Here is a 25,756-nt window from a genome sequence, read left to right on the forward strand (position 1 = left end):
CGCATGGATCCTGCCCAGGCACTGTGGATCGACGGCCGTGACAGCGGCTGCCGCGTTGGCCTGGCCAACCGCTGGCGTTCGCGGGCGATCGGACTGCTGGCCACGCGCCGACTCGACCGGCTCGACGGCCTGTGGCTCAGCCCCTGCGCCGCGGTGCACATGGCCGGCATGGCCTATGCGCTGGACGTCGTCTTCCTGGACCGCAGCGGCTGCGTGCTGCGCGTGGTGCCCGGCCTGCGGCCCTGGGCCGCGGCGGTCTGCCGCGGCGCACACCAGACATTGGAGCTGCGCGCGGGCCTGGCGGCGGATCTGGCGATCAGGTCGGGCAGCCGACTGGCGCTCAGCGCGCCACCACCCGCCCCATCTGCCGCACCACCAGCGCCAGCGCCAGCACGGTGAGCAGTGCGCAGGCCAGCGCCGGGCCGGCCACCTCGTGCCAGGCCATGGCTTCGCCGCGCAGCACGCGCGACATCAGTGTGCTTTGCGCCACCACCGGCAGCCACAGCTGCCAGGGCTGTTCGCCGCGGGTGCTGAGCATGGGCACCAGCGGCAGGAAGGACACCGCCAGCACCACCAGGCTGGCGCCGGCCTGGGCTTCCTTGACGCTGCGGCCGTGGATGCCCAGCACCATCAGCACCGCGGCCAGCAGGCCGGCCAGCGGCAGCAGCAGGGCCAGGAAGGCGGCCACCTCGGGCGGGCCGAAGCGGAACATCGCCGACAGCTGCTCATTGCGCAGCAGCCACTGCCCGGGCATCAGGCTGCCACAGGCCAGCACCGCGATGAACATGCCCAGCAGCGCCACCGCGGCCCATTTGCCGGCCACCAGGGACCAGCCCGGCGTAGGGTTCATCAGCAGCGGCTCGAGCGAGCCGCGTTCGCGCTCGCCCGCGGTGCTGTCCAGCGCGGCGGCCAGCGCGCCCGAGACCATCGCCATCATCACCAGGAAGGGCAGCATGCTGGTGAAGTTGGAGGCCCGCGCGGCCGGGTCGGCCAGGTCCTCGGCGTCCACCGCCAGCGGCTGCAACAGGCCCGGCGCCACACCGCGCGACACCAGCGCCAGCGTGCCGCGTTCGCGCGCAAAGCCGGCCAGCAGCTCCTGCACGCGGCGCTGGCTGGCGCTGGCGCGCGGGTTGGCGCTGTCGAAGATCAGGCGCAGGCGCGGCTGCTCGCCGCTGGCCAGACGCTGCTCGAAATCGGCCGGCAGCACCAGCACCGCGTCGCCCAGGCGCTTGCGGCGCAGCGCGTCTTCGTAGTCGGCCGGCGCGTCGCGGGTGGTCCAGGTCTGGCGGCGCAGGTAGTTGTCCAGCGTGGGCGCGTGGGCCAGACCCACCACCACCAGTTCGCGCGATTCGGCCTGGCGCTCGACATCGCTCACAAGCACCGACAGCAGCACCAGCATCAGCGGGCCGGGCAGCAGCGCGCTGAGCAGCACGGCGCGCAGTGTGCGGCGGTCGCGCAGGGCGTCGCGCAGTTCCTTCAGAAACACCAGCCAAGCTCGGGTCATGGCGGGTCTCCGTAAGCCAGCGCCACGAAGGCGTCTTCCAGGTCGGTGTGGCCGCTCAGCGCGCGCAGGTCATCGACGCTGCCGCTGGCCACGGTGCGGCCGCGGGCCATCACCACCACCGCGTCGCACAGGCGTTCCACCTCCTGCATGATGTGGGTGGAGAAGACGATGCACTTGCCCTGCTCGTCGCGCAGGCGGCGCAGCACCTCGCGCAGCGCGCGGGTGGCCACCACGTCCAGGCCGTTGGTGGGCTCGTCCAGGATGATGTGGCTGGGGTCGTGCACCAGCGCGCGGGCCAGCGCGGTCTTCATGCGCTCGCCCTGGCTGAAGCCGTCGGTGCGGCGGTCCATCAGCGACTGCAGGCCCAGCTGGTCCGACAGCGCTTCGGCGCGCGCCTGCGCGGCCTGGGCCGACAGGCCTTGCAGGCGGCCGTAGTAGACGATGTTCTCTCGCGCGGTCAGGCGCGGGTACAGCCCGCGCGCATCCGACAGCACGCCCAGCCGCGCGCGCGCCTGCAGCGGCTGCGCGGCCACGTCGATGCCGTCGATGTGCAGCGTGCCGGCATCGGGCGGCAGCAGGCCGGCCAGCATGCGCAGCGTGGTGGTCTTGCCGGCGCCATTGGGGCCCAGCAGGCCGGTGATGCGGGCGTCGGCCGCCTGCCAGCTGACGCCGTCCACCGCACGCACCGGTGGCGCGCCCTGGGGGGCGGGGAAGTGCTTGCGCAGGTCCTGCACCTCGATCATGGCGCGGTCTCCGACAGGGCGCGCCAGGGCGTGGGGCGGGGCACGTCCTTCGCGCAATCGGCGCCCTCGCGGGCGGCGGCCAGCGCGGCGGTGTCGTCGTCGGCGTCGATGAAGCGGTGCATCAGCTCGCGCAGGCAGCCCAGGCTGGACACGCCGTGGCCGGCCTGCGGCACCAGCGCATGCACCGCCTTCGGGCCCAGCGCCTGCAGCACGCGCTGGGCGTGGCGCGGCGGTGTGGCCGGGTCCTGGCCGCCGGACATCAGCAGCACCGGCACCGGGCTGAGGGGCAGGCGGTAGAAGTCGGGCGGCACGCTGGCGCGTGGCCAGTCGGCGCAGATGCGGCGGTACAGGGCCTCGGTGCCCGCCGGATCGGGCGAGGGGGCGGCGGGCTGGGTGTCCAGCAGTGGCGCGTCTTCGCTGCACACCACCGAGAAATGCTGGCCCTGCGCCAGCCCCGGCCGGCCGCTGGGGCTGGGGCCGGGCGTGGCCAGCGCCAGCAGCGGGCCCAGGTCACCCGCCGCGGCGCGGTCGATCGCCGAGGGCAGCGCGGCGGCCGCCGCGGGCTGGTACAGCGCCGGGCGCACCAGCGAGGCCAGCAGCGCGCCGTCCACGCGCAGGGTTTCATCGCGGCCGCTGAAGGGGTGGCGCACCGGCCAGTCGCGCGCGGGCGCGGCCAGCAGCGCCTGCCAGCGCTGGGTCAGGCCGGGGCGCTGCGGCTCGGCGCTGGCCAGCAGCGCGTCCAGCGTGGCGCGCTGGTCGGTGGGCATGGAGCGCATCAGCACCATGTCCGGCGGGGCCACGCCGTCCAGCAGCAGGCGGCGCACGCTGCCGGGGTACTGGCGCAGGTAGTCCAGCGCCGCGCGTGTGCCATAGGAGCCGCCAAACAGGTTCAGCGGCCCCAGACCCAGCGCCTGGCGCACGGCTTCCAGATCGGCGCTGGCGACCGTGGTGGTGTAGTGGCGCAGGTCGCCATGCGGCAACTGCTGCAAGCGCTGGCGACACGCCGCCAGCTCCGACGGCAGCCGCCGCGCATCCACCAGCTCGGCCAGCGGCCGCGTGGGCGGCACGCGGTCATCGCAGTACAGCGGCGCACTGCGCCCGGTGCCCCGCTGGTCCACCAGCAGCAACGGCCTCCGGTTCAGCAGCCGCGGAAACAGCGCCATCGCATGCCCCGCCAGATCCACCGCACTCTGCCCCGGCCCGCCCGCCACGAACACCACCGGATCCTGCCGCGCGTTGCGCGCCAGCGCCGGGATCAGGGCCACCTGCAGCGTGATCTGCCGACCCTGCGGCTGCGCCGGGTCCAAGGGACGCTGCAGCGTGCCGCAGCGGGCTTCCTGGGGGACGTTGCTGAGGCGGCAGGGGGTGAGGGGGAGGGAGGGGGCGGCTGAGGCTGTGGTGGCGAGGGTGGCCAGCAGCAGGGGGGCGAGGGTGGGGAGGAGGGCCACGCTGTCAGGATACAAGGGCATGGTAGGCGTTGCTCAGGTGTTGGCCTTCGATCGGCCATCTCTACTCAGCAGAACATCAACAACAGGCCCGAAGCCACCGATTGGTGGACCTGTACAGTTGTCCGACCCAGGCGGGGCTGCGGCCAAATGACGCTTGGTCAAGGCATGCTGTGCCACTCGGCAGCCCGCTGTGGTTCCCGGCCTCATCATTCATCACGATGACCTGTTCGCCTAGACTCGCGTAGTCTGAATGGACTTCTACCGAGGGAGTTCTATGTCGTCCTCTGCGCCGGAATTGGTCGTATTGGTTGATCCCGATGTCGCATCGGCAGTCCGCCAAGAGAGTGGTGCTCGCACTGCCAGCGGGAGTCTTGCTGGGATCCAGCTTCGCTCTCACGCTAGAAACTCAGCAATCGAGGTCGCAAAGCACACCGAAGAGCATCTATCTTCTGAAGTTTGCTTATCAAGCTTGGGCTTTAGCGGTCAAGCACCTGATCTTTCAATTCTTTTCTTCGGAGGTTAGCAATGAGCAAATCCAGCTTGCGTCGTGGCATATTTTTTACGCTCGCCTTTTTCGCGAACTTGCTGTTGATCGGTTGCGCTTCAGTGCCTGATGTTGCCGTGAGCTACCGCCCAGTCAGATGGGCTACTTCGGTCGCCGTGGTTCATACAATCACCTGCAGCCGAGACGACCAAATTGTCGTTATACAACGGGATGCAGCGTTCGTACCGATCTATTCCGCAGATGAGCCGCGCGACGATTTCAGAATTGATCTGAAACAGCTAGACCGTTTTTTTGCTGATTCCGATATTAGCCTTGCCTTCACGGATGACGGTCGGCTCAAGTCAGTCAACCAGTCGACAACGGGGCAAGGCGAGCTGGTTGTCAAGGGCGCAATATCGCTGGGAGCATCCCTACTGTCCGGCCAGAACGTAGGCCCAACCGCTTCTCTTAACCAACCGACGGCTGGCATCCTTTTGTTCGAACGAGACATCTTCAAGAAGCAGCTGAAGGGACCCGCGCCAGCTGCAGTTTGCGGACTGATAAGGAAAAGCACTATTCTTGCACCAGACCAGCTACCACAGGTATCCATTGTGCACACTGCTTCACTCAATTCAGAAGCCATAAGTGCGGTGCCCAAGGCATCTAATGATCAGGAGGTACTTGTTGAGGGTCTTAAGTCCTTGGGTATCGATTTATCGTCAAGTGTGAAGGGTATTTTTGGGACCGAAGAGCTGCAGCCAATTGCCAATCTGAAGAGTAGCGTAGGGGCTGATGAAGTCCCGCTGACACTGCAACGAATGGTTTCACTGTTGGTTTCTGTTGAGGACAGCTCTGGAACTATAGGTGGATCGAAAATAGCCGTTCCGACATCGCGAACATTCGTGCTGCCAATACCTAAGGCCGCACTTTTTGGCAAACAGTCCTTTCAGCTTGTACTTTCTGATTCTGGGCGAATTGCAACTTTGGGTTATGGAAAGTTGACTGGTGTTCCGGCCGCAATGGGCGCTGCTACCGCCACAGTTAATGCGCAGGTCAACGTGGACAATGCTGAAACTGCTGCATTGAAGGCGGCAAGCGATCTGATCGCTCAGCAGCAGCGCTACAACACCTGCAGATTGACGCCGTCGGCCTGCCCTTAGGGGTCGATAATGATGGCGCACTCGGCGATCGTAGCTAGTGCTGTTTCTGGCGACTGACGTCGCCCACGGTTGGCTCTTTTGTCGGCAGATGCTCCACTACCACACCACCCCCGTCACCGGCTTCGCCCAGAACTGCTCCCTGCTCTGGTGCGACCAGACTAACGAAGCTGCCCTGATCGACCCAGGCGGCGACCTTGACTTGCTGAAGGCCGAGGTCGCGCGCCGCGGCGTGAAGCTGGTAGCGCTGTGGCTCACCCACGCCCACATCGACCACGCCGGTGGCACCGGCCAGCTGGCGCGCGAACTGGGCCTGCCGATCATCGGCCCGCACGAGGGCGATCAGTTCTGGATCGACGGCCTTCCGCAGCAGAGCCAGATGTTCGGTTTTCCGAAGGCCGAGCCCTTCACGCCCACGCGCTGGCTGCACGACGGCGACAGCGTCACCCTGGGCCAGTCCACGCTGAACGTGCGCCACTGCCCCGGCCACACGCCCGGCCACGTGGTGTTTCACAGCCCCGACATCCAGCGCTGCTTCGTGGGCGACGTGCTGTTCGCCGGCTCGATCGGCCGCACCGATTTCCCCGGTGGCAGCCACCCGCAGCTGATCGACAGCATCACCCAGCGGCTGTGGCCGATGGGTGATGACACGGTGTTCATCCCGGGGCACGGGCCCGAGAGCACGTTTGGCGAAGAGCGGCGCTACAACCCCTACGTCAAAGGCACCTGATCGGTTCAACTGATCCGCCCTGCGCCGCGGCAAGGTGAATACATCACAAACCGCCGCGGTCAGAGTGCCCGCCTGAAACCGGGCCGGATTTCTACGCTGACTCCCCATGGCTCCCACCCATCTCGGGGGCCTGGATGGAGGACAGCGATGAACACCCACACCCCGTTTCCCGAGCCGGCCCGCCGCCCGCACGCCAGCGGCGCCTGGCACCAGCCTCTGCCCTACAGCGGCCCCGAACGCCGCCAGGCCAGCCTGACCATGGCGCGCCTGTTGGCGCAGGTGCTGGACGAGATCGACTACGGCCTGGTGCTGCTGGCCGATGCGCGCCAGGTGCTGCACGTCAACCACGCCGCCCGGGCCGAGGTGGGCGAGGACCACCCGCTGCAGCTGCTGGGTGGCGAGCTGCGCGCCCGCGACGCCAAGGACGTGGCCGCGCTGTTCGAGGCCGTGAACACGGCGGTGACCAAGGGGCTGCGCCGGATGCTGTCGATCGGCCAGGGCGCGCAGCGCATCAGCGTGTCGGTGGTGCCGCTGGGCGGCCTGGCGCCCGGTGCAGACAGCCCCGCCGGCGCACTGCTGGTGCTGGGCCGCCGACAGGTGTGCGGCGCGCTGAGCATCCACGGCTATGCACGGGCCCACGGCCTGTCGGACCATGAGGAGCGCGTGCTGCGGCAGCTGTGCGATGGTCTGACACCCACCGAGATCGCCGACCGCCATGGCGTGAAGATCGCCACCGTGCGCACCCAGATCGCCTGCATTCGCGCCAAGACCGACACGCCCAGCATCCGCGAGCTGGTGCAGTCGGTGGCGATGCTGCCGCCGATGATGAGTTCGCTGCGTGGCTTCCCGGCCGTGGCGGAAGCGGTGGCCTTGCTCAACGTGCGTGTTGCCTGATCGAAGGGGGAACTGTCATGAATCACCTTGGCCGTCATTTCATCGTCCGACGTCAGCAGCTGGCGCTGGCCGCCCTGGCCCTGTTGTCCGGTTGCGGCGCACTGAGCCCCTACAACCACATGCCGCTGGCGCCCGGCGCGGCGCCGAACTGCCAGTCGGCCGATGCCGCGAGTGGCTGCAGCAATGGCTCGCGGGCGCAGCTTGCCGGCCTGGCGGGCGGCATGGGCGACGCGCTGGTGGAGCTGGAGGAGCGCCGTACCGAGGTATACCGCCAGCTCGACAGCAGCGCCGTGCGGCGCAACCTGGGCGCCCAGTCGTTGTTCGGCTTGATCGGCTGGGCCGCGTACACGGGCCTGAAGCCTGACCCGACGAACGCAGACCAGTTACGAGCCACGCGGCTGGCAGTTACCGCGTCCACGCTGTACATGGGCACCAGCGACAGCCTCAACAGCGACCAGGAATCCGTGCAGGCCCGCAGCTACAGCGCGCTGACCTGCCTGGCGCTGCAGAGTGAGCCGCTGATGTGGCCCGCAGCGCCCACGGCAGGGTCTGCCGGCGCGGCCGCGGTGGTGAAGGACCGCGCCACGCTGCAGGCCCGTCTGGATGAGTTGCAGGCCAGCATCGACGAGGGCTACCTGGCGCTGGGGCTGGCGCGAGGCGGCTATGACGCAAAGCAGATGTCGCCGCGCGCCGCCAAGGTGGTGCAGCGCCTGGAGAGCGCGCTGAACCTGGCGCGCACCGCGCTGCGTGAGGGCCATGTGCTGGCCGACGCCATCGACCAGTCGGGCGCACTGCTGCGCTACCGGACTGCGGCACTGGTGGGGGCCAGCAACGCCGAACTGCAGTCGCGCCAGAAGGCGCTGCCCGAGTTCAACATGGCCACGACCCAGATGAGCGGCATGCTGGCCAGCCTGAATGCCGTGGGCAAGGACACCGAGGCCGAGGAGAAAACAACCGGCTCGGGAACCAAGGACAGCGGTGGGCAGGAGGGTGATGGCTCGCCCGCACCTTCTGCACCAGGCACGTCGGGCACCACGACGGGTGGACAGGCGGCGGCGCCTGCTGCCTCAGCAGCGGCTTCGGCGCCAGCGTCGGCTGGGACATCGTCTGCAGGTGCGCGCAAGTCCGAGGTGGCGGGCAAGTCCACCAAGTCCGCCCCGGCACCGTCCACCGCTGCATCTGCTGCCACGCCCGCGCAGCCGCTGCCCGGCAAGCTGTGTCTGGACGCGGGCGATCAACCCGACCAGGCCGTTTGCAAGCACCGCATCAGCGATCACCTGGCCGCCACACCGGAGGGGCTGTGGCGCCAGGGTGGGCGACCGGCGTCACTGCAGTGGCTGACCGAGCGCATCCACCAGGCGCGTCGGCCGGTGATGCTGACCTTGGTGAAGTTCCGCCAAGCCATGCGCACGGTCCAGGGCATGGACGGTTGCGGCGGACTGGCGCGGGTGGTGGAGATAACCCCGGATCAGCCAGATGCAGTGGTGCCCGGCGGCAGCACCAGCCTGATGATTGCACTGGCGGACGGCCGCCTGCCGCGCGCCGGCCTGCTGGGGGCGCAGCGAGGCGCACTGAAGGCGACCTTGTCTCTGGCGGTGGATGGTGGCGTGGTGGTGGCCACCGTGGAGGTGCCGGCGCAGTTCCCGCCCGGTGATCTGACGCTGTGGGCGACCGACAGCCAGGGGCGCAACCGACGCGAAGTGAAGATCCCCGTGAGCGCCAAGCCCAACTGAGCCCCGCGCGGCGGGCGGCCTGCACCGCCTAGAGGCCGCGCTACCATGGGGCATGGCCGCCGCCCTGCCCGACATACCGCCCGAGCTGCAGCACCTGCCCGAGGTGCTGCAGCCCTTGGCCGTCAAGGGTGTGGTGCGGCAGTACCGGTCTGGCACGCTGCTGATCCAGGAAGGTGATCAGGGCGACACGATCTACCTGATCCTGCAGGGCCAGCTGCGCGTCTTTTCTGAGGATGGGCAGGGCCACGAAATCACCTATGGCACCTATGGCCCCGGCGAGTACATCGGCGAGATGAACCTGGACGGCGGCCCGCGGTCCGCCAGCGTGATCACCGACGGCCGCTGCGTGCTGGTGACCATCACCCGCGAGACCCTGACCCGGCACATTGCGGAGCATCCGGACTTCGCGTTCGAGCTGCTGGCCAAGGTCATCCGCCGCGCGCGGGTGGCCACCTTGAATGCCAAGGCCCTGGCCTTCAACGACGTGTACGGGCGCCTGAAGCGGCTGCTGGAAGAGATGGCGGTGGCCGAAGCCGATGGCACCCGCACCGTGAGCGAGCCGCTGACCCACAAGGCCATTGCCGGCCACATTGGCTGCTCACGCGAGATGGTGAGCCGCGTGATGAAGAGCCTGAGTGACGGCGGCTACCTGCTCAAGGAACGCAAGACGCTGAAGCTCACCCGGCCTCTGCCGGCGCGTTGGTGAGCAGGGGATCGGCGGGGGCTGCGTCGATGGCGGCCACGGCGTAGCAGGTTTCCGGGGCCTGCAAGCCCTTGAGCTGGGCCTGGCGGATGCCTGCCAGATGCAGGCGACCCTGCAGCCGTTCATGGAGCGCCGAGCAGATCAGCACCTCGCCCGCAGCCGCCTCGGCACACAGGCGCGCCGCGCGGTTGGTGACGGTGCCGATGGCCGCGTAGTCCACGCGCGATTCAAAGCCGATCGGGCCGATCGTGGCCTGCCCCAGGCTTAGGCCGATGCCCACGCCACTGGGCCCAGCGCCCTCGGCCTGCCAGCTCTGCATCAGGGCCGCAGCACGATCGCGCAGCCGACAAGCCAGCGCCACGGCGCGGCCGGCATGGTCAGGCATGGGGTCGGGGTCATTGAAGAAGACCATCATGCCGTCGCCCGTGAAGCGCTCCAGCGTGCCTTCGAACTCGAAGATCAGCCGGCCCGCCTCGGCATGAAATTCCCGCAGCACGGCCATCACGCGGTCGGCCGGCGCGGCTTCGGCAAAAGCGGTGAAGCCGCGCAGGTCCACGAACATCACGGTGGCTTCGCGGCGGTGGCTTTGCAGCAGCTGGGCGCGATCCTCGGCCACCAGGCTCTCGGCCAATCGGGGCGAGAAGAAGCGCTTGAGTTCGGAGAGGCGTTCTACTTCGCGCAGCTTGTCAGCCACACGTTGCTCCAGTTCCTTGGACCAGGCGGCGAGCTGGTCGTTGGCTTGGGCGAGGTCCTGTGTGCGTACAGCTACCAGCCCTTCCAGCTCTTCCTGCGAGCGTTGGACCACATCGGCCATGCGGTTGAACTGTTCGGCCAGACGGCCGATTTCGCCCTGGTCCTGCACTTGCACACGTGCCTCCAGGCGCCCAGCGGCGAAGGCCTCGACTCCACGTGATATCTCGCTAATCGGCCGTGAAAGGCGGCGGGCCAATAATATCGAGATTGCCAGCGCCGCCAACCAGCTTAGGCCCAGTGCACCCAATACCGGCCAAACGCTGCGCAAGGTTTCTGCTTTGATCGCTGCGTCGGATTGACGACCCACGACCACCCAATCAGTTTCGGGAACATTGCGCTTTGCATAGATCCAGCCTTCGCCCGAATCAAATTGACTGCCTTGTCCAAGTAGGTAGAGCGAGTCCGCGTGCATGACGGCTCGACCATCGCCTCCAAGAACGACCTGCTGTACGCCATTTCCTCGAGCCAACGACGGCTTCATATGCACACTGACCGCTCGCATATCAAGCCGAAGAGACAAGGTAGCTCTCGGTCCGAACTCGAGGGCTTGCAACGTCACCACGTCCATTGGCCGGTCAGGGTCGCTCCGGTCCACTGAGACCCTTGGGCGGAAGCTTGCCCCGTCGCAATGATCTCTGCTTCTGTCCGATACAGCGCGGCTGCGCTCCCGGATGGCCACCAAACTCCCGTCGCCTCTACAGACTTCGACGGCTGCGGCTTGCGGCACGATCAACAGCAAACGCTCCAGCTCAAGACCAAGATCATTTGCAGTAAGCCAACCCTGCTCATTCCATGGAAGAGTGGCTATGGCCAACATATGTCTGGTTATAGACGCCAAGTAGACACGAACCTCACTAGCGAGATCCTCAACTTGTGAGTTCAAGAGCCTTTCTTGCGACTCAAGTGCAATTTGGTACGTGTGCCTTGCCTGAAGCGCACCTAACCCGATCACACCCAGTGATGATACGGCGGCAACGACCAAGGCCATTCGGACCCAGAATCGCCCAACAGCCCGACCCTTGGGGTCACCTCTGGCTTCGGACATAGAACTCGTCAACTAGTCGCAGAAAGCTTGATGACGGTGCTTTCTTGAGGGACCTTGCGGCCTCACGGTTGAGGACGATCTCGCTCTGCATTGGCTGCTCAACTGGAATACTTGATATATCTCTCCCCAATGAAATCTGCCTTGTTATTTCAGTTAATGCCTCAACTGCATCAGGTATCTTTGGGTTCAGAGCTAGTAGTCCTCCGGATCGCACAAACACGCGCCCTTGATAGATAGCGGGCACGCCCGCCGCTCCAATCGCATTGGTCAAGTCACCTCGTCGCAGGTAGAACGACTCTCTAATTGGAATAACAAAGGCCGTACCGAAGGGCAATAGACCCGCACTAGGAATTGCTATTCTATCCTTCCGACAAAACTGCCAGAAATTCAGCGTGACTGCTAAACGCTGGGCAGCGCGAGCAATGCTCGTTGTTTCTATGAATTGTGCGGCTTCTGCTATATCAATGTTTCTCTTGCCTAAACAGCGGCCCGACCTCCAGCCCCGCCGGTCTTCTATACTCATCAAGCAGTCCATTTGCCCTAATCGATCGTCATCAACTAGTACGACCACCCTTTTTGTGTCTGGATAAGCCCGGACAATTAACTCGATCATCCTGTCACCGACCTCAGGAATGCCATATATTCCTGAGGCCTTATTGCCAGGATTCTCCAGTGACGTCACAAGGCATGATCTTCTCGGGTCATGATAAGAATCAAATAGAACTCCTATTGCCGGATAATAGTCTCGAAGTTCAGCCGCTAGCTCACCGGTAACTCCAACAACTGTCGGGGACCTCCTCTCCGCCTCGCTCAACCACTCCCCAACAGCCTTTATGGAATTGCTGAACTGACCATGGTGCAAGTCTGTAATTCTAATTTCGCATGCAAACCGACTTCTCTCTTGGCATGCCGCTAAGCGTACCCTTAGGGCGTCAAGCCACCCATGCTGCTCCTCCAGCAGAAGAATATGTGTTGGTGATTCGCTCGATATCTCTACCTTTTCTTTCCGATGATATTGTGTAAAGTAGGCAACAAGCCAGATGGCGACCACCACGGCCCCCGTTAACCTTGCTGCCACAAGCAACTTCATATACCCCTTAACTAGTCATAGGGATAGCGAACCAAATTGTTTCTCCGCTGCTGTCTCTCGTTGCTTCGTTCATCCAGGCCTCTGCATATTCCATCGACGCGAATGTCAGAACAAAGCCCTGCCAGCCGGCTTTGAGGCAGACAGTTATATCCACATCTCTGGGATACTTATCAAGCTCAATAATCCCTTCACTGCTGGACTCAGACTGATTGCGACCAGAGAGAGCATTAGATCTTGCCAAGTTGCTTATATTCTTGCCAAGAGCTGCAAGCAATGCAGGGAGGCTGTTGGTCCCATAGCCCGTAGTAGTGCAGCCAACCATAGTCGGCTTACTATCATCTTCGCTAGTCCGATCAACTTTGCTTCCAAAATTCCGGTGCTCTTCAATGGACTTTGAGAATACGACAACGTAGCAGCTTGACATATTAGTCTCTCCGAAGGTTACTTGGACGGCTCTTGAGATGCCAATATCAACGCCTTCTCGAAGCTGAGACTTGGCATCAAATTGGCGGTATCACCTTGACTCCTTGAGACGAGGCGAATCACTGGGTTAAGGATTTTCTGCGTGGCAACTAGCTGCCGTACGGAGATAGAAATCACTAGGTCTGCCGCATCTTGGTTGAGTTCGGCGTCAGATGGCAACTGGAAAAGCCCAATCTCGCCTAGATCAATTCCCGCATCACCAACTGGATCGCTCTCGCCAAGAAACACGCGGATACTCTCGTAGGATCCAGTCATTCGCCACCCAGCAAGAATCAACATAGCGGGACATTCGCGTGTGCGAGCTAGGTGAACTGCCACGTGGTCAGCAAAGTCATCCAAGATGATGGTATCTGCTGAATGCCTGAGGGGAAAAACGCCAATGCCCGGCCCAGTGACTTTGCCGCCCGCCCCATTCAGCAGGGCCATGTAATTGTGCCCGTCTCTATTTGGCTGATATGGACGCTTCCGAGGTGAAGACTCCGCCCATTTCTCATTTGAGGATTGATATCTCGATAGGGTCCCTGATAATCTATTTTCAAAACTTGGATCGTCGTAACGATAGCTAGTCAATCCAATATCTAACAATTCACTCCTTGTCATCGTCACTAGGTCGTCATTATTGGAGTAGAACGGAGCCACCGCTGTGTTCAGCCACTCCTTGGCGTCCCACACTTGGTCCTTTGGAGACCACTCCTTTCCCTCACTGGCGAGCCATTTCGAAAAAATGCGATCAACGTTACAGTGATGCACCCAGAACAAGGGATCAAAGGCTGATGATTGATAAGATTTCAGCCATCCGCCAGAATTATTGTGAACGAGATCATGCGCGCCGTGCTCAATATTTATCTTGCTCGGCTCACTCGAGACAATCAGCTTATTGCTGAGCTGCCTTATGGGCTGCCCAAAGCCGTCCCCCTTTTCAGACGCCAAGAAGTAATTGGCACCCAGGGCTGACATTACTAGGTCTCGCAGTTGCCAAGGCTGGATCTTGGATGATCGGAAATCACGAGATGCGCTACACAGCGGATTGGTATCACATTTTGCTAGCGGGTTTGAAAAGAGTCGTGGCTCCGAGAATATTTCTTTCGAATCCCAATGCCAATATGGGATAGCAAAGGAGTCATCTCGCAGCAGCAATTGTGCGATCTTTTCAAAGTGGTATAAATACGCGCGATGCCAGAACAGGAAGTCTTGTTGGTTGTGCAAGCATGTGGCGCAGGCGAAAACGGATAAGACGCTATCAACTTGCTTCACATCCGATGCCGCGCTGTATTTTTGTCTTATATATCTATACGCTGGCGTCTTTGGGTCGTATGGTATTTTGCCTTCTAGCATCGCCTTGTGAAGGCGCCCGTGCCGAGCGGCCTGAACCAATAGACCGCGAGTTGACTCTGGCTTTTCTAGTCGGAGCTTTCTGAAGAGCTCGATAAACTGTTCTTCGCGCTTTTCCCCGATGAAATTATCGAGCGACAACCTGACCGGCTTGGTTGAGAGGAACTTGTAGCCTATCGCTATGGTGATCCCTCCACTCACTGCGACGGTCAGGAGCTTTCGCCGGGTCAGTGCCATAGGCCATGCTTTTTAGTTTGGGGGCAAAGGATTTGCGGTCCTTTGTAAAGCTAGCACAGATCAAGCTTGGATGCGCATCTTGTTTCTACTACGTTCTTGGGATATCAGGCTGCGCATGGGGTCGGTCCAAGATCTTCTTACGACCTAGCCAAACCACGCCTGAGGTTCCTCCAGATCATTACAGGACCGATATGCCTTGGAGAGGCGCGGCATGGCTTGCAGTCAAGCAATTGACATCCGCCCATTTCAGCGTCGGTTAGATGGGCTTTGTCTACGGCAGACATCACTGGTGACAGACGCAAGTACAGGCATCCGCAGGAACGCGCTCTGAGTCAGCCAAATAGAATTGGCGAATGTGCCAACTTTGATCAGCTGGATGCGCTGACAGCCGGCGGCCCAAACCTCTGCCCCGGCTTCCCCGCCGCCGTGTACAGCGGCATCACCTTCGGCAACGTCCCCTCGATGTCCTTGATCCGCGTCGGCCCCGCCGGGTGGGTGGACATGAATTCGGGCGGGGCGCCTTCGCTGGCCTTGAGCATCTTCTGCCACAGGCTGATGCCGGCGCGGGGGTCGTAGCCGGCGCGGGCGGCCAGGTCCAGGCCGACCAGGTCGGCTTCGCTTTCGTCCTGGCGGCTGAATTTCAGGGTCAGCAGCTGGCCGCCGATGTTCAGCGCGGCGTCGCCCAGGTTGCCCAGGCCCAGCAGCGAACTCAGCAGGCCGGCGCCCACGCGGGTGGCTGCGGTCTTGCCCATGCGTTCGCGGGCGTGTTCGCGCAGTGCGTGGGCCACCTCGTGGCCCATGATCATGGCCACTTCGTCGTCGCTCAGTTGCAGGCGCTGCAGGATGCCGAAGTAGTAGGCGATCTTGCCGCCGGGCATGCAGAAGGCGTTGAGGTCTTTGGAGCCGATCAGGTTGACCTCCCAGCGCCACTGGGCGGCGCGGGGGTTCCAGGGGTTGGTGAAGGGGATGATGCGGTTGGCGATCGCGCGCAGGCGGATGACCTGCGGGTGGTTGTCGGGGGCCAGCGCATTCTTGGCGGCGGCCTGGCGCTTCATCTGGCCGTACTGTTCGGTGGCGGCCTGTTCCACCTGCTCGGCCGACACCAGCTTGGTGAAGCCGCTGGTCTTGCCCACTTCGCTGCGCACGCCGTCCTGGGCCAGCGCGCCCAGCGGCGTGCCCAGCGCGGCGGCGCCGGCCAGGCCGCCGAAGACGCGGCGGCGTCGGTGCAGCGCGCAGCCGCAGCCCCGGGCGTGCGCCATCGGCGGCAAGGCGATGGTGGCGTCGGTCACCAGCAGATCATCCACGCGGTCGTTCATCGGGCTCCCTCGGTCGTCACTCAGCGGTCACTCAGTCGTCCATGGCGGCGGCGGTCGGATCGGCTTCCAGCACCTGGATCTGCGGCCGCAGCCACCACAGCATGCCCAACGCGGGCAGCGCCAGCAAGGTGGACAGCACGAAGAAGTCGGGCCAGCCGATGGATTCGGCCACCACACCGGCCATCGGCCCCACCCAGACCCGGCCCACCGAGGCCAGCGCCGACAGCAGCGCGAACTGGGTGGCCGAAAAGCGCTGGCTGGTCAGGCTCATCAGGAAGGCCACGAAGGCGGCCGTGCCCATGCCGCCGGTCAGGTTTTCCAGCGCCACCACCAGAATCAATCCCCCGTCCATGCGGCTGTCCTGCGCCAGCTTGACGAAGCCCCAGTCGAAGGCCGGCACCGGCACCGCGCCCAGCGCGCCCTGCCCATGCGTGGCCAGCCACCAGAAGCCCAGGTTGCTGGCGGCCTGCAGCACGCCGAACAGCATCAGCGCGCGCCACAGGCCCAGCTTCAGCATCAGCGCGCCGCCGGCCAGCGCGCCCAGGATGGTCAGCCACAGGCCCAGCACCTTGTTGACCAGGCCCACCTCGGCCGCGGCGAAGGCCATGCTCTTGAGCAGGAAGGGCGTCATCAGCGCGCCGGCGAAGGCATCGCCCAGCTTGTACAGCACGATGAACACCAGGAAGGCCACCGCGCCGGACTGGGCGAAGTAGCTGGCCAGGCCGGCGCGCAGGGTCTCGAAGCGGGCCCAACGCGCCGCCGCCACGCCCAGCGGCACGGTCAGCGCGATGCCGGCCAGCAACGCCAGCAGATCGCCCCAGCGCTGTTGCAGCCCGGCGGGCAGCGTGCTGCCCTGCCACAGCGGCGCCAGCAGCGCATGCGCCGCGGGCACCAGCAGGCGGTCGGTCAGCAAGTAGCCCATCGCGGCCGCGGCCAGCACGGCCAGGAAGCCTTTCAGGTCGTGACCGCCCGGCTGGGCCAGCGGCGGCGGGGCCTTCAGCCGGGGCAGCGCCACCGCGCTGAACACCGCTGCGCCGGCCAGGATGGCGGCCATCAGGCGGTAGACCTCGGGCCAGGTCCAGCCGCCGCCCTGCAGCGCGTCGGTCCAGATCAGCGCGATGCCGCCCGAGACGATCATCGCCAGCCGGTAGCCCATGACGTTCAGCGACGCGCCCATGCCGCGCTCGCGCGCCGCCAGCAGATCGGTCTGGTAGCCGCCCACCGCCACATCCTGTGACGCCGACAGAAAGGCCACCGCCACCGCCAGCAGCGCCAGCGTCTGCAGCGCGCCCTGCGGCGGCGTCACCGACATCGCCCACAGGCCGGCCGCCAGCAGCAGCTGCGTCAGCACCAGCCAGCCGCGGCGCCGCCCCAGCCAGGGCGGATCGAAGCGGTCCATCAGCGGCGCCCACAGGAACTTGAAGGTGTAGGGCAGGCCCACCAGGCTGAGAAAGCCGATGGTGGCGATGTCCACCCCCGACTGGCTCAGCCAGGCCTGCAGCGCCTGACCGGTCAGGGCCAGCGGCAGGCCGGAGGCAAAGCCCAGCACCGCCACCGCCAGCAGGCGCCAGGCGGCCTGCAGCCTTTCCTGGGCCGTCAGGGTCGCCGGGGCGGAGGGGTGGGCCTGGGCGGGTGCGGCGGGATCGGGCATCGGTGCGATTCTAGGAGGCGCGGCCGTGCCGCGCCCCGGCCGCGCCGGCCTCAGTAGGTGCCGAAGTCGATGTGCGGCAGCACCTGATCCTTGACCGGCCCGCCGCCGCCGAAGAGCTTGCTGCTGACGATGGTCATCAGCGGGGCGTTGATGCTGTTGGGCCCGCTGAGGAAGGGCGCCTGGCCGGTCAGCACCCGGCCGATCAGCTGGTTGGTCACGCTGTAGTTCAGCGCGGTGCGCCGGATCTCGTAGGTGCAGCCGGCGCTCAGCGGCGTGGGCGTGACCAGCTGGTGGGTGGTGTTGGGAATGCCCAGCGGCGGGAAGGCCAGCGAGGCGGGGTTGAAGACCACGCTCAGCAGCACCCCCGGGCTGCAGTTGATGTCGCGGATCTGGAAGCGGTAGCGGCCCGGCGGCGTGGCGGGGCTGGTGTAGCCGACGCTGCACACCGTCATGTTGATGCGCGGGATGAAACGGTACGAGTGGGTCTCGAGGTCGTAGGTCTCGATGTCACTGCCAAAGCTCAGCTGCTGCGCATAGGCGGCCTGGAAGGGCGTGCCGCTGATCAGGCAGGGGGGCGGTGCGCTCGCGTCGGCCCGGCAGGCCGGAGCCGCCGCCAGGCTGGCCAGCAGGACCATCATGGCGCGGGTGGTGGGTGTGGACATGGCACTTCCTTCGACAAGAGGGGTCGCCCTCCTCGACCGGTGGACGGACGAACGGCCCGCCGGGAGGGTGGGCGGGCCGGATGCGATGGGCGGGATGGCGAAGGGATGGGGCAGTGTGCGCTTTGGCCACCTCCTGGAGAAGCCCCCTGGATGAAGCGCCGAGCGGGCCTGGCGGGCGTGACGGAGTGCCCGGCCCTGTCGCAAGCGGCACGCGGCGGTCACGGTCTGGCACAGCTGCCGGCCGGCCGCGGGTGGTGGCGGTGCGCGTTTGCCCGCACAATCAGGCATGGAAGCGCCGGGACTCGCGGCGCGTGGAGGACTCGCGTGCAGTGGGCGGACATTCCCAGTTGGGCCTGGCAGGTGCTCGGCGCCTTCGGCGGCCTGGGGCTGGGTCTGGGCCTGGGCGCGTGGCACCTGCGGCGCACCAAGGCCCAGCGGCGGCCGCAGCGCCCGGCCAGCCCGCCCGCCAGCGACAGCCGCCTGAGCAAACCCGCCAGCGAGCTGCCCACCTCGGTGCTGCCAGGCGCCAGCCGCTTTGGCAGCCCGGCCGAATCCCCGCAGCAGCGCCTGCTGGAACACCTGCGCCAGAGCAACCTGGACCTGGCCGCGCAGCTCAAGGCCAGTGCCGCCCAGCATGCCAAGCTGCTGCGCACCCAGGATGAAGCATTGGCCGAGGCCAAGGCCGATTACGACGAGCGCGTCGAAACGCTGCGCCAGCAGCACTCCACCGAGCTGCGCCACCTGATGGCGCTGTTGGTGGAGCAGGTGGACGGCATCCACAAGGCCCACGCCAACCATGTGAAGGCGCTGGAGGCCGAGGTCGAGCGTTGGCGCCGCATGGGCCCCCATGACAGCACCGACGAGCCCGCCACCACCACCTTCGCGAGCACCGAGCTGCTGCCCGGCCCGGCGCAGCGCCACTGACACCGCAGGAGAGCTTGCATGGACCCCTTGATCGGCGCAGCCTGGCTGCTCACCGGCGCCGTGATCGGCGCGGTGGTGATGCTGCTGGTGGGCCCGGCCCGCGCCGCACGCGAGAGCCAGCGCGCCCGCGATGCGCTGGCCGATTCGCAGCAGCGCCGCGCGCTGGAAAAGCTGCGTGAGGACAACCGCGAGCTGGAAGCCCGGGTCGAGCGGCAGGAGCAGCGCCACCTGCGCTCGATCGAGGCGCTCAAGCGCTCGCACGCCGGCGAGATCGCCGACCTGGAAGAAGACCTGAAGCAGGAGCGCGCCAAGCTGCGCGCGCTGGTCGAGGCCTCCAGCCAGGGCCACGTGATCAGCGGCACCTCGTTCGAGCCAACGCGCTTCGACGAGAACTGAGCCGCGCCACGGCGCAGCGGCGCGTCAGCCGCCGCCAGGGCGCAGCAGGTTGGCCAGCTCCACGGCCGACTTCACATTCATCTTCTCGAACAGCCGGGCGCGGTGCACTTCCACCGTGCGCACGCTGATGTCCAGCGCATCGGCGATCAGCTTGTTCGGCTTGCCTTCCACCACCAGCTGCATCACCTCGCGCTCGCGCTCGGTCAGCTCGGCCAGCGCACGCGCCAGCGCGCGGGCATCCTCGCGCTCGGTCAGGGCCTGCAGGCTCAAGGCCAGCGCCTGCTCCACGCGGTCGACCAGGGCGTTGTCGGAGAAAGGCTTCTCGACGAAGTCAAAGGCGCCGCGCTTGACCGAGGCCACCGCGGTGGGCACGTCGGCATGGCCGGTCAGGAAGATCACCGGCAGCAGCCGGGTCAGGCCCAGCTCCACCAGGCGGTCGAACAGCGCCAGGCCGCTCATGCCGGGCATGCGCACGTCCAGCAGCAGGCAACTGGGCGCGCTGGGCCAGGCGCCGGCGGCCAGGCGCTGGCGCAGCATGGTCTCAAACGCCTCGGCGCTGCCATGCGCTTCCGACAGCAGGCGGCGCGAGCGCAGCAGCCAGGCCAACGCGTCGCGCACCACGTCCTCGTCGTCAACCAGATAGACCATCGGCAGGCCGAAGCGGGCGGAGTTCATGGCGGGGTGTCGGTGGGCTTGCGAACGGGCGTCTCGGGCACCGGCAGGGTAAACCGGAACTCGGTGCCGCGGCCAGCGGGTTCGCCCGGCGGGGGGCCGAAATCCAGCGCGCCGCCATGCTGCTCGATCACCGTGCGGCACAGCGACAGGCCCAGGCCCATGCCCTCGGTCTTGGTGGTGAAGAAGGGCGTGAACAGGCGCGCCGCCACCTCGGGCGGGATGCCGGGGCCGGCGTCGCGCACGGTGAAGCGCACCCAGCGCGGGTGGGTCTGCACCACCTCGATGTGCAGCACCCGCTCGGCGGCGGGCGTGGCCTCGTCCATCGCCTGGATGCCGTTGCGGGTGAGGTTCAGCAGCACCTGCTCCACCATCGTGCGGTCGGCCCAGACGCGCGGCACCGGCCTGGCCAGCGTCACCTCGATGCGGGTGCCGCTCTTGCGGGCCTGCAGGCGCACCAGCGGCAGCACGGCCTCGATGAGCTGGTCGGCGGCCAGGGCCTCGCGCGCGCCGTCGCGCCGCCGCACGAAGCCGTGCACGCTCTTGATCACCCGGCCGGCGCGCTCGGCCTGCTCGGCAATGCGCGTGAGGGCCTGGCGCAGCAGGTCCTTCAGTTCGGCCGGGTCCTCGTCGGGCGCGTCCATCAGGTTCAGCGAGCCGGTGGCGTAGCTGGCGATCGCGGCCAGCGGCTGGTTCAGCTCGTGGCTCAGCAGCGAGGCCATCTCGCCCACCGTGGCCAGGCGCGCGCTGGCCTGCAGGCGCTCCTGCTGCTGGCGCGAGAGCTCCTCCATGCGGCGCTCGCCGCTGACATCCACCGCGGCGCTCATCCAGCCGGTGTGGTGGCCCTCGCGGTCGCGCAGCGGGGCCTCGTAGATCATCACCGGGAAGCGCTCGCCATTGCGGCGCATGAACTGGGTCTCGAAGCCCTGGCGCTGGGCGTTGTCGTCGGCGCCCAGCTGCAGGCGCTCGGCCTGGCGGCGGCGGTAGTCGTCCACCCGCTCGGGCGGCCAGTAGGGCGGCGTGTCCTGGCCCACCAGTGCCTCGGCCTCCCAGCCCACCATCGCGCAGAAGGCCGGGTTGACATAGGTGATGCGGCCGTCGCGGTCGCGCGCGCGCAGGCCGGTGACCAGCGAGTCCTCCATCGCGCGGCGAAAGGCCAGCGCCTCGGCCACCGCGTGTTCGGCGGCGCTGCGGCGGCGGATGTCGCGCACCAGCAGGCCCACCACGCCCAGCAGGCTCAGCGACAGGCCCAGCACCAGCGCGATCGCCAGGTTGGGAATCAGGCCCGGGCGGCCGGTCACCGCGTCGGCACGCAGCAGCAGCGACAGGCCCGGCAGGCTGACCAGCCGCGTGGCCTGGTAGACGCCCTGGCCGCGCAGGTTGCCCGCGCGCGCCAGGCGGGTGCCGTCAGGTTCGACCAGCGACAGCTCGTGCTCGCCGCGGGTGCCGGCCGCCACCCTCTCCAGCAGCTCGGGCAGCGAGACGGTGGCCACCACGAAGCGCGCGCCGCCCTCGGCCGCGAAGCACAGGTCCACCACCTCCTGGCCCTGGCCGCCGGGCAGCGGCATGAAGTAGCTGCGCGAGAAGGTGGGCGTGGAGGTGCGCACCGCCTGCGCGCAGGTGGGCGCCAGCTCCAGCTCCAGCGCGCGCCGGCTCATCGCCGAGAAGGGCGTGGGGCCGTAGGGGGTGTCGGTGGCCGACAGCAGGTGCAGCTGGTCGTCGCGGCGCTCCAGGCGCAGCAGCGCGTGGCGCTCGCGCAGCAGGGCCTGGGTCTCGGTGCGCCAGGCGGCATCGGAGCCATGCGTCCAGACCAGCACCTGCACCGACTCCAGCACCTGCTGGGCCTGGCGGCGCAGCTCGCCGGCCGACTGCGCAGCCACCTCGGCGGCGCGGTCCTGCGCGCGGCCGGATTCGTAGTCCAGCGTCAGCCACACCAGCAGCGACTGCGCCACCAGCAGCATCAGCACCAGTGCCCCCCACAGCACGCGCGCGCGCAGCGCTGGGGTGGGCGTGGAGCCGGTGGCGGGTGGCATGGCGGAAGTATCCAGCCGGACCGGGGGCAGGGCCTACGCAGTTCCCGCAGGGCTGGGGCGCGGGGTGACTCCTACAATCCGACCCCCGATCCGCTGCGCCGAGGCTCCTGCATGACCACCTCCGAAGAGAAGCAATCCGAACTGCGCCGAGCCGCGCTGGAGTACCACGAGTTCCCGACCCCGGGCAAGGTGGCCATCACCGCGACCAAGCAGCTGATCAACCAGCGCGACCTGGCGCTGGCCTACTCGCCCGGCGTGGCCGCGGCCTGCGAGGAGATCGTCGAGGATCCGGCCAATGCCTTCCGCTACACCAGCCGGGGCAACCTGGTGGCGGTGGTCACCAACGGCACCGCGGTGCTGGGCCTGGGCAACATCGGTCCGCTGGCCTCCAAGCCGGTGATGGAGGGCAAGGGCGTCCTGTTCAAGAAGTTCGCCGGCATCGACGTGTTCGACCTGGAGATCGCCGAGAACGACCTGGACAAGCTGGTCGACATCATCGCCGCGCTGGAGCCCACCTTCGGCGGCATCAACCTCGAGGACATCAAGGCGCCCGACTGCTTCTATGTCGAGCGCAAGCTGCGCGAGCGCCTGTCCATCCCGGTCTTCCACGACGACCAGCACGGCACCGCCATCGTGGTGGGCGCGGCGCTGCTCAACGGCCTGAAGGTGGTGGGCAAGGACATCAAGGACGTGCGCCTGGTGTCCAGCGGCGCCGGCGCCGCCGCGCTGGCCTGCCTGAACCTGCTGGTCAAGCTGGGCCTGCCGCGCGAGAACATCATCGCCACCGACCTGGCCGGCGTGGTCTGGAAGGGCCGCACCGAGCTGATGGACCCGGACAAGGCCGAGTTCGCCAACGACACGCCACACCGCACGCTGGCGCAGGCGATTGCCGGGGCCGACATCTTCCTGGGCCTGTCCGCCGGCGGCGTGCTCAAGCCCGAGATGGTGGCCAGCATGGCCGAGCGGCCGCTGATCTTCGCGCTGGCCAACCCCACGCCCGAGATCATGCCGGAGGCGGTCAAGGCGGTGCGCGACGACGCCATCATGGCCACCGGCCGGACGGATTATCCGAACCAGGTCAACAACGTCCTGTGCTTCCCGTACATCTTCCGCGGCGCGCTGGACTGCGGCGCCAGGACGATCACCGACGAGATGGAGATCGCCGCGGTCCACGCGATCGCCACGCTGGCCCAGGCCGAGCAGAACGACGCGGTGGCCGCCGCCTACTCGGGCGCCACGCTGAGCTTCGGCCCCGAGTACCTGATCCCCAAGCCCTTTGATCCGCGGCTGATGATGATCATCGCCCCGGCCGTGGCCCAGGCCGCCGCCGAGTGCGGCGTGGCCACGCGCCCGATCACCGACCTGCAGGCCTACCGCGACAAGCTGCAGACCTTTGTCTATGCCTCGGGCACGCTGATGAAGCCGATCTTCGCGGTGGCCAAGCGCGCGAAGAACCGTCGCGTGGCCTTCGCCGAGGGCGAGGACCGCCGCGTGCTGCGCGCACTGCAGGTGATCGTCGATGAGAACCTGGCCCGCCCGGTGCTGGTGGGCCGCGCCAGCGTCATCAAGACGCGCATCGAGAAGCTGGGCCTGCGCATTGAAGAGGGCCGCGACTTCGAGATCGTCAACATCGACGAGGACACCCGCTACCGCGACTACTGGCAGACCTACCACCGCCTGATGGAGCGCCGCGGCGTGACCGAGCAGTTCGCCAAGATCGAGATGCGCCGCCGGCTCACCCTGATCGCCAGCATGCTGCTGCACAAGGGCGAGGTCGACGGCATGATCTGCGGCACCTGGGGCACCACCGCGATGCACATCCACCACGTGGACGCGCTGATCGGCAAGCGCCCGGGCGTGAAGACCTACGCCTGCATGAACGGCCTGGTGCTGCCGGGGCGCCAGGTCTTCGTGGTCGACACCCACATCAACTACGACCCCAGCGCCGAGCAGCTGGCCGAGATCACCATCCTGGCTGCCGAGGAGATGCGCCGCTTCGGCATCGCGCCCAAGGCCGCGCTGCTGTCGCACAGCAACTTCGGCTCGAGCGACCAGCCCTCGGCGGTGAAGATGCGCCAGACGCTGGCGCTGGTGCGCGAGCAGGCGCCCTGGCTGGAGATCGACGGCGAGATGCACGGCGACACCGCGCTGGACGCCGCCTACCGCACCGAGCTGATGCCGCGCAGCACGCTCACCGGCGAGGCCAACCTGCTGGTGATGCCCAACATCGACGCCGCCAACATCAGCTACAACCTGCTGAAAACCGCCTCGGGTGGGGGCATCGCGATCGGCCCGGTGCTGCTGGGTGCGGCCAAACCGGTGCATATCCTGACGCCGTCCGCCACGGTGCGCCGCATCGTGAACATGACGGCACTCACGGTGGTTGACGCCAACGCCGCCCGCCATTGACAACGTAAAGCAGGTAAGCAAATGCTTACTTGAAAGGCCTTGCGCTGCGCCGCCATGGTGCAGTGCACTTGTGGTTTTCGCGCCAATCCGGTAGCATGACTGTTTAAGTCTTCAGGGTAAACCCGTGGTCTCGTGCGATCCGCTGCTGGTGGGCAGAACCTTACGCAAGTGGGGGCTCACCATCGCATCTGCGGCGGTCGTCGGTGTGGCCGCAGTGGGTGTCCTGGGGGCTGCCGCGACGGCGGCGCAGGCCCGTGAAACGAGCCCTGCGACCGACTCGGCGATGGCCACGGTCCGGCTGAGCGATCTGCCGGTCGAGGCCCGCCGCACCGACAGCCTGATCCGCGCCGGCGGTCCGTTCCCGTATGCCAAGGATGGCACGGTGTTCGGCAACCGCGAGCGACTGCTACCGCGCCAGCCCCGGGGTCACTACCGCGAATACACCGTGCCCACGCCAGGCTCGCGCGACCGGGGTGCCCGGCGCATCGTCTGCGGCGGCAAGCAACCCAGGGAACCTGAGGCCTGTTATTACACCCAAGACCATTACGCGAGCTTCCGGCGCATCGTGCCCTGAAGCCCGCGCAAGACGAACGACAGACATTTGATCAACGGAGGAACGAGACCATGCTCTTGCAGACCGTCCGTCCCAACATCGTGCAGGCGATACGCGCGTACCGGGTCGATGACCTGATGCGCGCGGCACAGGAGTCGGGCCAGCATTTCCTGTATGCCAACCTCACCGAGGCACAGTCCAAGCAGGACGTGCTGGAAGGCATCGCGAGCGCGTTCCTGTTCCCATCGCACTTCGGCAAGAACCTCGACGCCCTGTACGACTGCATGACCGACCTGGTCCACAAGTCGGGCCAGCAGCCGGGCTTCGTGGTCGTGCTCGAGCAGATCCCCGACAACACGCGCTTCGACCGCGAGTCGCGCGAGCAATTGCTCGACGTCTTCCGCGATGCCGCCGACTTCTGGGGTGATCGAAAAATACCCTTCAGATGTTTCTATTCTTTTCAGTAGCCCGCTCCCAGGAAAACGGGTCATGGGAGCGGGCTGCTGAGACGGCCCAGGAAGCTACGAAGCCTGCCGCGAAGGCGGCAGCCAAGAACGGCATCAATCCAAACTTCGGCATGAACATGCCGATGATGAGCAGCGCCTTCGACACGGCGATGTGGCTCAGCGCCGCCTGACCTTCTAGTCTGGCGCACAAGGCAAAGCCCGCTTCGGCGGGCTTTGTTGCGTCTGGAGGGCTGATTTCTGCCCTTGGAAGTCATTGCCCCCGGAGGTGGTTGAGGCGAGGTGGGGGAAAGGGGTCTCTCTCATGTCCCCCGGCCTGCGGCCTCCTCCTTGACTTCGT

Annotated in this window: 23 protein-coding genes; 12 read left to right on the top strand and 11 right to left on the bottom strand. The window is 66.4% G+C overall.

From position 1 onward, the window contains the following. Positions 1-3 precede the first annotated feature (3 nt). The gene (locus KAK03_RS22095) at positions 4-399 is read left to right on the top strand and encodes a DUF192 domain-containing protein (protein ID WP_210856839.1); all 396 of its coding nucleotides are present in this window, start codon (positions 4-6) and stop codon (positions 397-399) included. On the opposite strand, the gene KAK03_RS22100 is transcribed toward KAK03_RS22095, so the two are convergent. Genes KAK03_RS22100 through KAK03_RS22110 form a run of 3 tightly spaced genes read right to left on the bottom strand, consistent with a single transcriptional unit; the run spans position 341 to position 3,695 of the window. Then, positions 341-1,504 carry an ABC transporter permease gene (locus tag KAK03_RS22100; protein WP_210856840.1) on the bottom strand — a complete coding sequence of 388 codons (1,164 nt, stop codon included), beginning with the start codon at positions 1,502-1,504 and terminating at the stop codon, positions 341-343. The genes KAK03_RS22095 and KAK03_RS22100 overlap by 59 nt on opposite strands. Then, complete coding sequence (locus KAK03_RS22105; protein ID WP_210856841.1) at positions 1,501-2,247, bottom strand: ABC transporter ATP-binding protein; 747 nt, start codon at positions 2,245-2,247, stop codon at positions 1,501-1,503. The genes KAK03_RS22100 and KAK03_RS22105 overlap by 4 nt, the downstream gene beginning before the upstream one ends. Continuing rightward, positions 2,244-3,695 (bottom strand): alpha/beta fold hydrolase, encoded by a 1,452-nt coding sequence (locus KAK03_RS22110; protein WP_210856842.1) that lies wholly within the window; start codon positions 3,693-3,695, stop codon positions 2,244-2,246. The genes KAK03_RS22105 and KAK03_RS22110 overlap by 4 nt, the downstream gene beginning before the upstream one ends. A 525-nt stretch (positions 3,696-4,220) precedes the next feature. Between KAK03_RS22110 and KAK03_RS22115 the strand changes: the two genes are divergently transcribed. From KAK03_RS22115 to KAK03_RS22135, 5 genes are all read left to right on the top strand, one after another. Then, complete coding sequence (locus KAK03_RS22115) at positions 4,221-5,339, top strand: hypothetical protein (RefSeq protein WP_210856843.1); 1,119 nt, start codon at positions 4,221-4,223, stop codon at positions 5,337-5,339. 88 nt (positions 5,340-5,427) lie between these two features. Beyond that, positions 5,428-6,066 carry an MBL fold metallo-hydrolase gene (locus tag KAK03_RS22120; protein WP_210856844.1) on the top strand — a complete coding sequence of 213 codons (639 nt, stop codon included), beginning with the start codon at positions 5,428-5,430 and terminating at the stop codon, positions 6,064-6,066. Positions 6,067-6,213: 147 nt separating this feature from the next. Continuing rightward, complete coding sequence (locus KAK03_RS22125) at positions 6,214-6,960, top strand: helix-turn-helix transcriptional regulator (protein WP_210856845.1); 747 nt, start codon at positions 6,214-6,216, stop codon at positions 6,958-6,960. A 17-nt stretch (positions 6,961-6,977) separates the two neighbouring features. After that, positions 6,978-8,693 carry a hypothetical protein gene (locus tag KAK03_RS22130; RefSeq protein ID WP_210856846.1) on the top strand — a complete coding sequence of 572 codons (1,716 nt, stop codon included), beginning with the start codon at positions 6,978-6,980 and terminating at the stop codon, positions 8,691-8,693. Between the two features lie 52 nt (positions 8,694-8,745). Then, a complete protein-coding gene (locus KAK03_RS22135) occupies positions 8,746-9,399 on the top strand; it encodes a Crp/Fnr family transcriptional regulator (RefSeq protein ID WP_210856847.1) in 654 nt (217 codons plus the stop codon). Here the strand turns inward: KAK03_RS22135 and KAK03_RS22140 are convergent. From KAK03_RS22140 to KAK03_RS22165, 6 genes are all read right to left on the bottom strand, one after another. Continuing rightward, on the bottom strand, positions 9,371-10,630 hold the full coding sequence (locus KAK03_RS22140; RefSeq protein WP_210856848.1) for an adenylate/guanylate cyclase domain-containing protein: 1,260 nt from the start codon (positions 10,628-10,630) through the stop codon (positions 9,371-9,373). The two genes, KAK03_RS22135 and KAK03_RS22140, sit on opposite strands and share 29 nt — an antisense overlap. Positions 10,631-11,174: 544 nt before the next feature. After that, a complete protein-coding gene (locus KAK03_RS22145; RefSeq protein ID WP_210856849.1) occupies positions 11,175-12,284 on the bottom strand; it encodes a type 1 periplasmic-binding domain-containing protein in 1,110 nt (369 codons plus the stop codon). A 441-nt stretch (positions 12,285-12,725) separates the two neighbouring features. Continuing rightward, entirely contained in the window at positions 12,726-14,336 is a 1,611-nt protein-coding gene (locus KAK03_RS22150; protein ID WP_210856850.1) for a tyrosinase family protein, read from the bottom strand. A gap of 368 nt (positions 14,337-14,704) precedes the next feature. Next, positions 14,705-15,595 carry a M48 family metallopeptidase gene (locus KAK03_RS22155; RefSeq protein ID WP_210856861.1) on the bottom strand — a complete coding sequence of 297 codons (891 nt, stop codon included), beginning with the start codon at positions 15,593-15,595 and terminating at the stop codon, positions 14,705-14,707. Positions 15,596-15,683: 88 nt separating this feature from the next. Then, on the bottom strand, positions 15,684-17,303 hold the full coding sequence (locus KAK03_RS22160; protein ID WP_210856851.1) for an AmpG family muropeptide MFS transporter: 1,620 nt from the start codon (positions 17,301-17,303) through the stop codon (positions 15,684-15,686). Between the two features lie 50 nt (positions 17,304-17,353). Beyond that, a complete protein-coding gene (locus KAK03_RS22165) occupies positions 17,354-17,965 on the bottom strand; it encodes a hypothetical protein (RefSeq protein ID WP_210856852.1) in 612 nt (203 codons plus the stop codon). A gap of 324 nt (positions 17,966-18,289) precedes the next feature. On the opposite strand from KAK03_RS22165, the gene KAK03_RS22170 reads away from it, so the two are divergent. Both KAK03_RS22170 and KAK03_RS22175 read left to right on the top strand, forming a co-directional pair. After that, a complete protein-coding gene (locus KAK03_RS22170; protein WP_210856853.1) occupies positions 18,290-18,889 on the top strand; it encodes a hypothetical protein in 600 nt (199 codons plus the stop codon). Positions 18,890-18,907: 18 nt separating this feature from the next. After that, the gene (locus tag KAK03_RS22175) at positions 18,908-19,285 is read left to right on the top strand and encodes a hypothetical protein (protein WP_210856854.1); all 378 of its coding nucleotides are present in this window, start codon (positions 18,908-18,910) and stop codon (positions 19,283-19,285) included. A 24-nt stretch (positions 19,286-19,309) separates the two neighbouring features. On the opposite strand, the gene KAK03_RS22180 is transcribed toward KAK03_RS22175, so the two are convergent. Both KAK03_RS22180 and KAK03_RS22185 read right to left on the bottom strand, forming a co-directional pair. Then, on the bottom strand, positions 19,310-19,960 hold the full coding sequence (locus KAK03_RS22180; RefSeq protein WP_247661342.1) for a response regulator transcription factor: 651 nt from the start codon (positions 19,958-19,960) through the stop codon (positions 19,310-19,312). Continuing rightward, positions 19,957-21,990 (bottom strand): two-component system sensor histidine kinase NtrB, encoded by a 2,034-nt coding sequence (locus KAK03_RS22185; protein ID WP_210856855.1) that lies wholly within the window; start codon positions 21,988-21,990, stop codon positions 19,957-19,959. Before KAK03_RS22185 ends, KAK03_RS22180 begins: the two co-directional genes overlap by 4 nt. Positions 21,991-22,101: 111 nt before the next feature. Between KAK03_RS22185 and KAK03_RS22190 the strand changes: the two genes are divergently transcribed. The 4 genes from KAK03_RS22190 (at position 22,102) to KAK03_RS22205 (ending at position 25,589) form a co-directional block, all read left to right on the top strand. Next, complete coding sequence (locus tag KAK03_RS22190; RefSeq protein ID WP_210856856.1) at positions 22,102-24,399, top strand: NADP-dependent malic enzyme; 2,298 nt, start codon at positions 22,102-22,104, stop codon at positions 24,397-24,399. 148 nt (positions 24,400-24,547) lie between these two features. After that, on the top strand, positions 24,548-24,973 hold the full coding sequence (locus KAK03_RS22195; RefSeq protein ID WP_375140996.1) for a guanyl-specific ribonuclease: 426 nt from the start codon (positions 24,548-24,550) through the stop codon (positions 24,971-24,973). Between the two features lie 50 nt (positions 24,974-25,023). Continuing rightward, positions 25,024-25,419 (top strand): barstar family protein, encoded by a 396-nt coding sequence (locus KAK03_RS22200; protein WP_210856857.1) that lies wholly within the window; start codon positions 25,024-25,026, stop codon positions 25,417-25,419. Then, on the top strand, positions 25,398-25,589 hold the full coding sequence (locus KAK03_RS22205; protein ID WP_210856858.1) for a hypothetical protein: 192 nt from the start codon (positions 25,398-25,400) through the stop codon (positions 25,587-25,589). Before KAK03_RS22200 ends, KAK03_RS22205 begins: the two co-directional genes overlap by 22 nt. Positions 25,590-25,756 lie beyond the last annotated feature (167 nt).

The organism is Ideonella alba (assembly GCF_018069845.1).
Lineage (GTDB): Bacteria > Pseudomonadota > Gammaproteobacteria > Burkholderiales > Burkholderiaceae_C > Ideonella > Ideonella alba.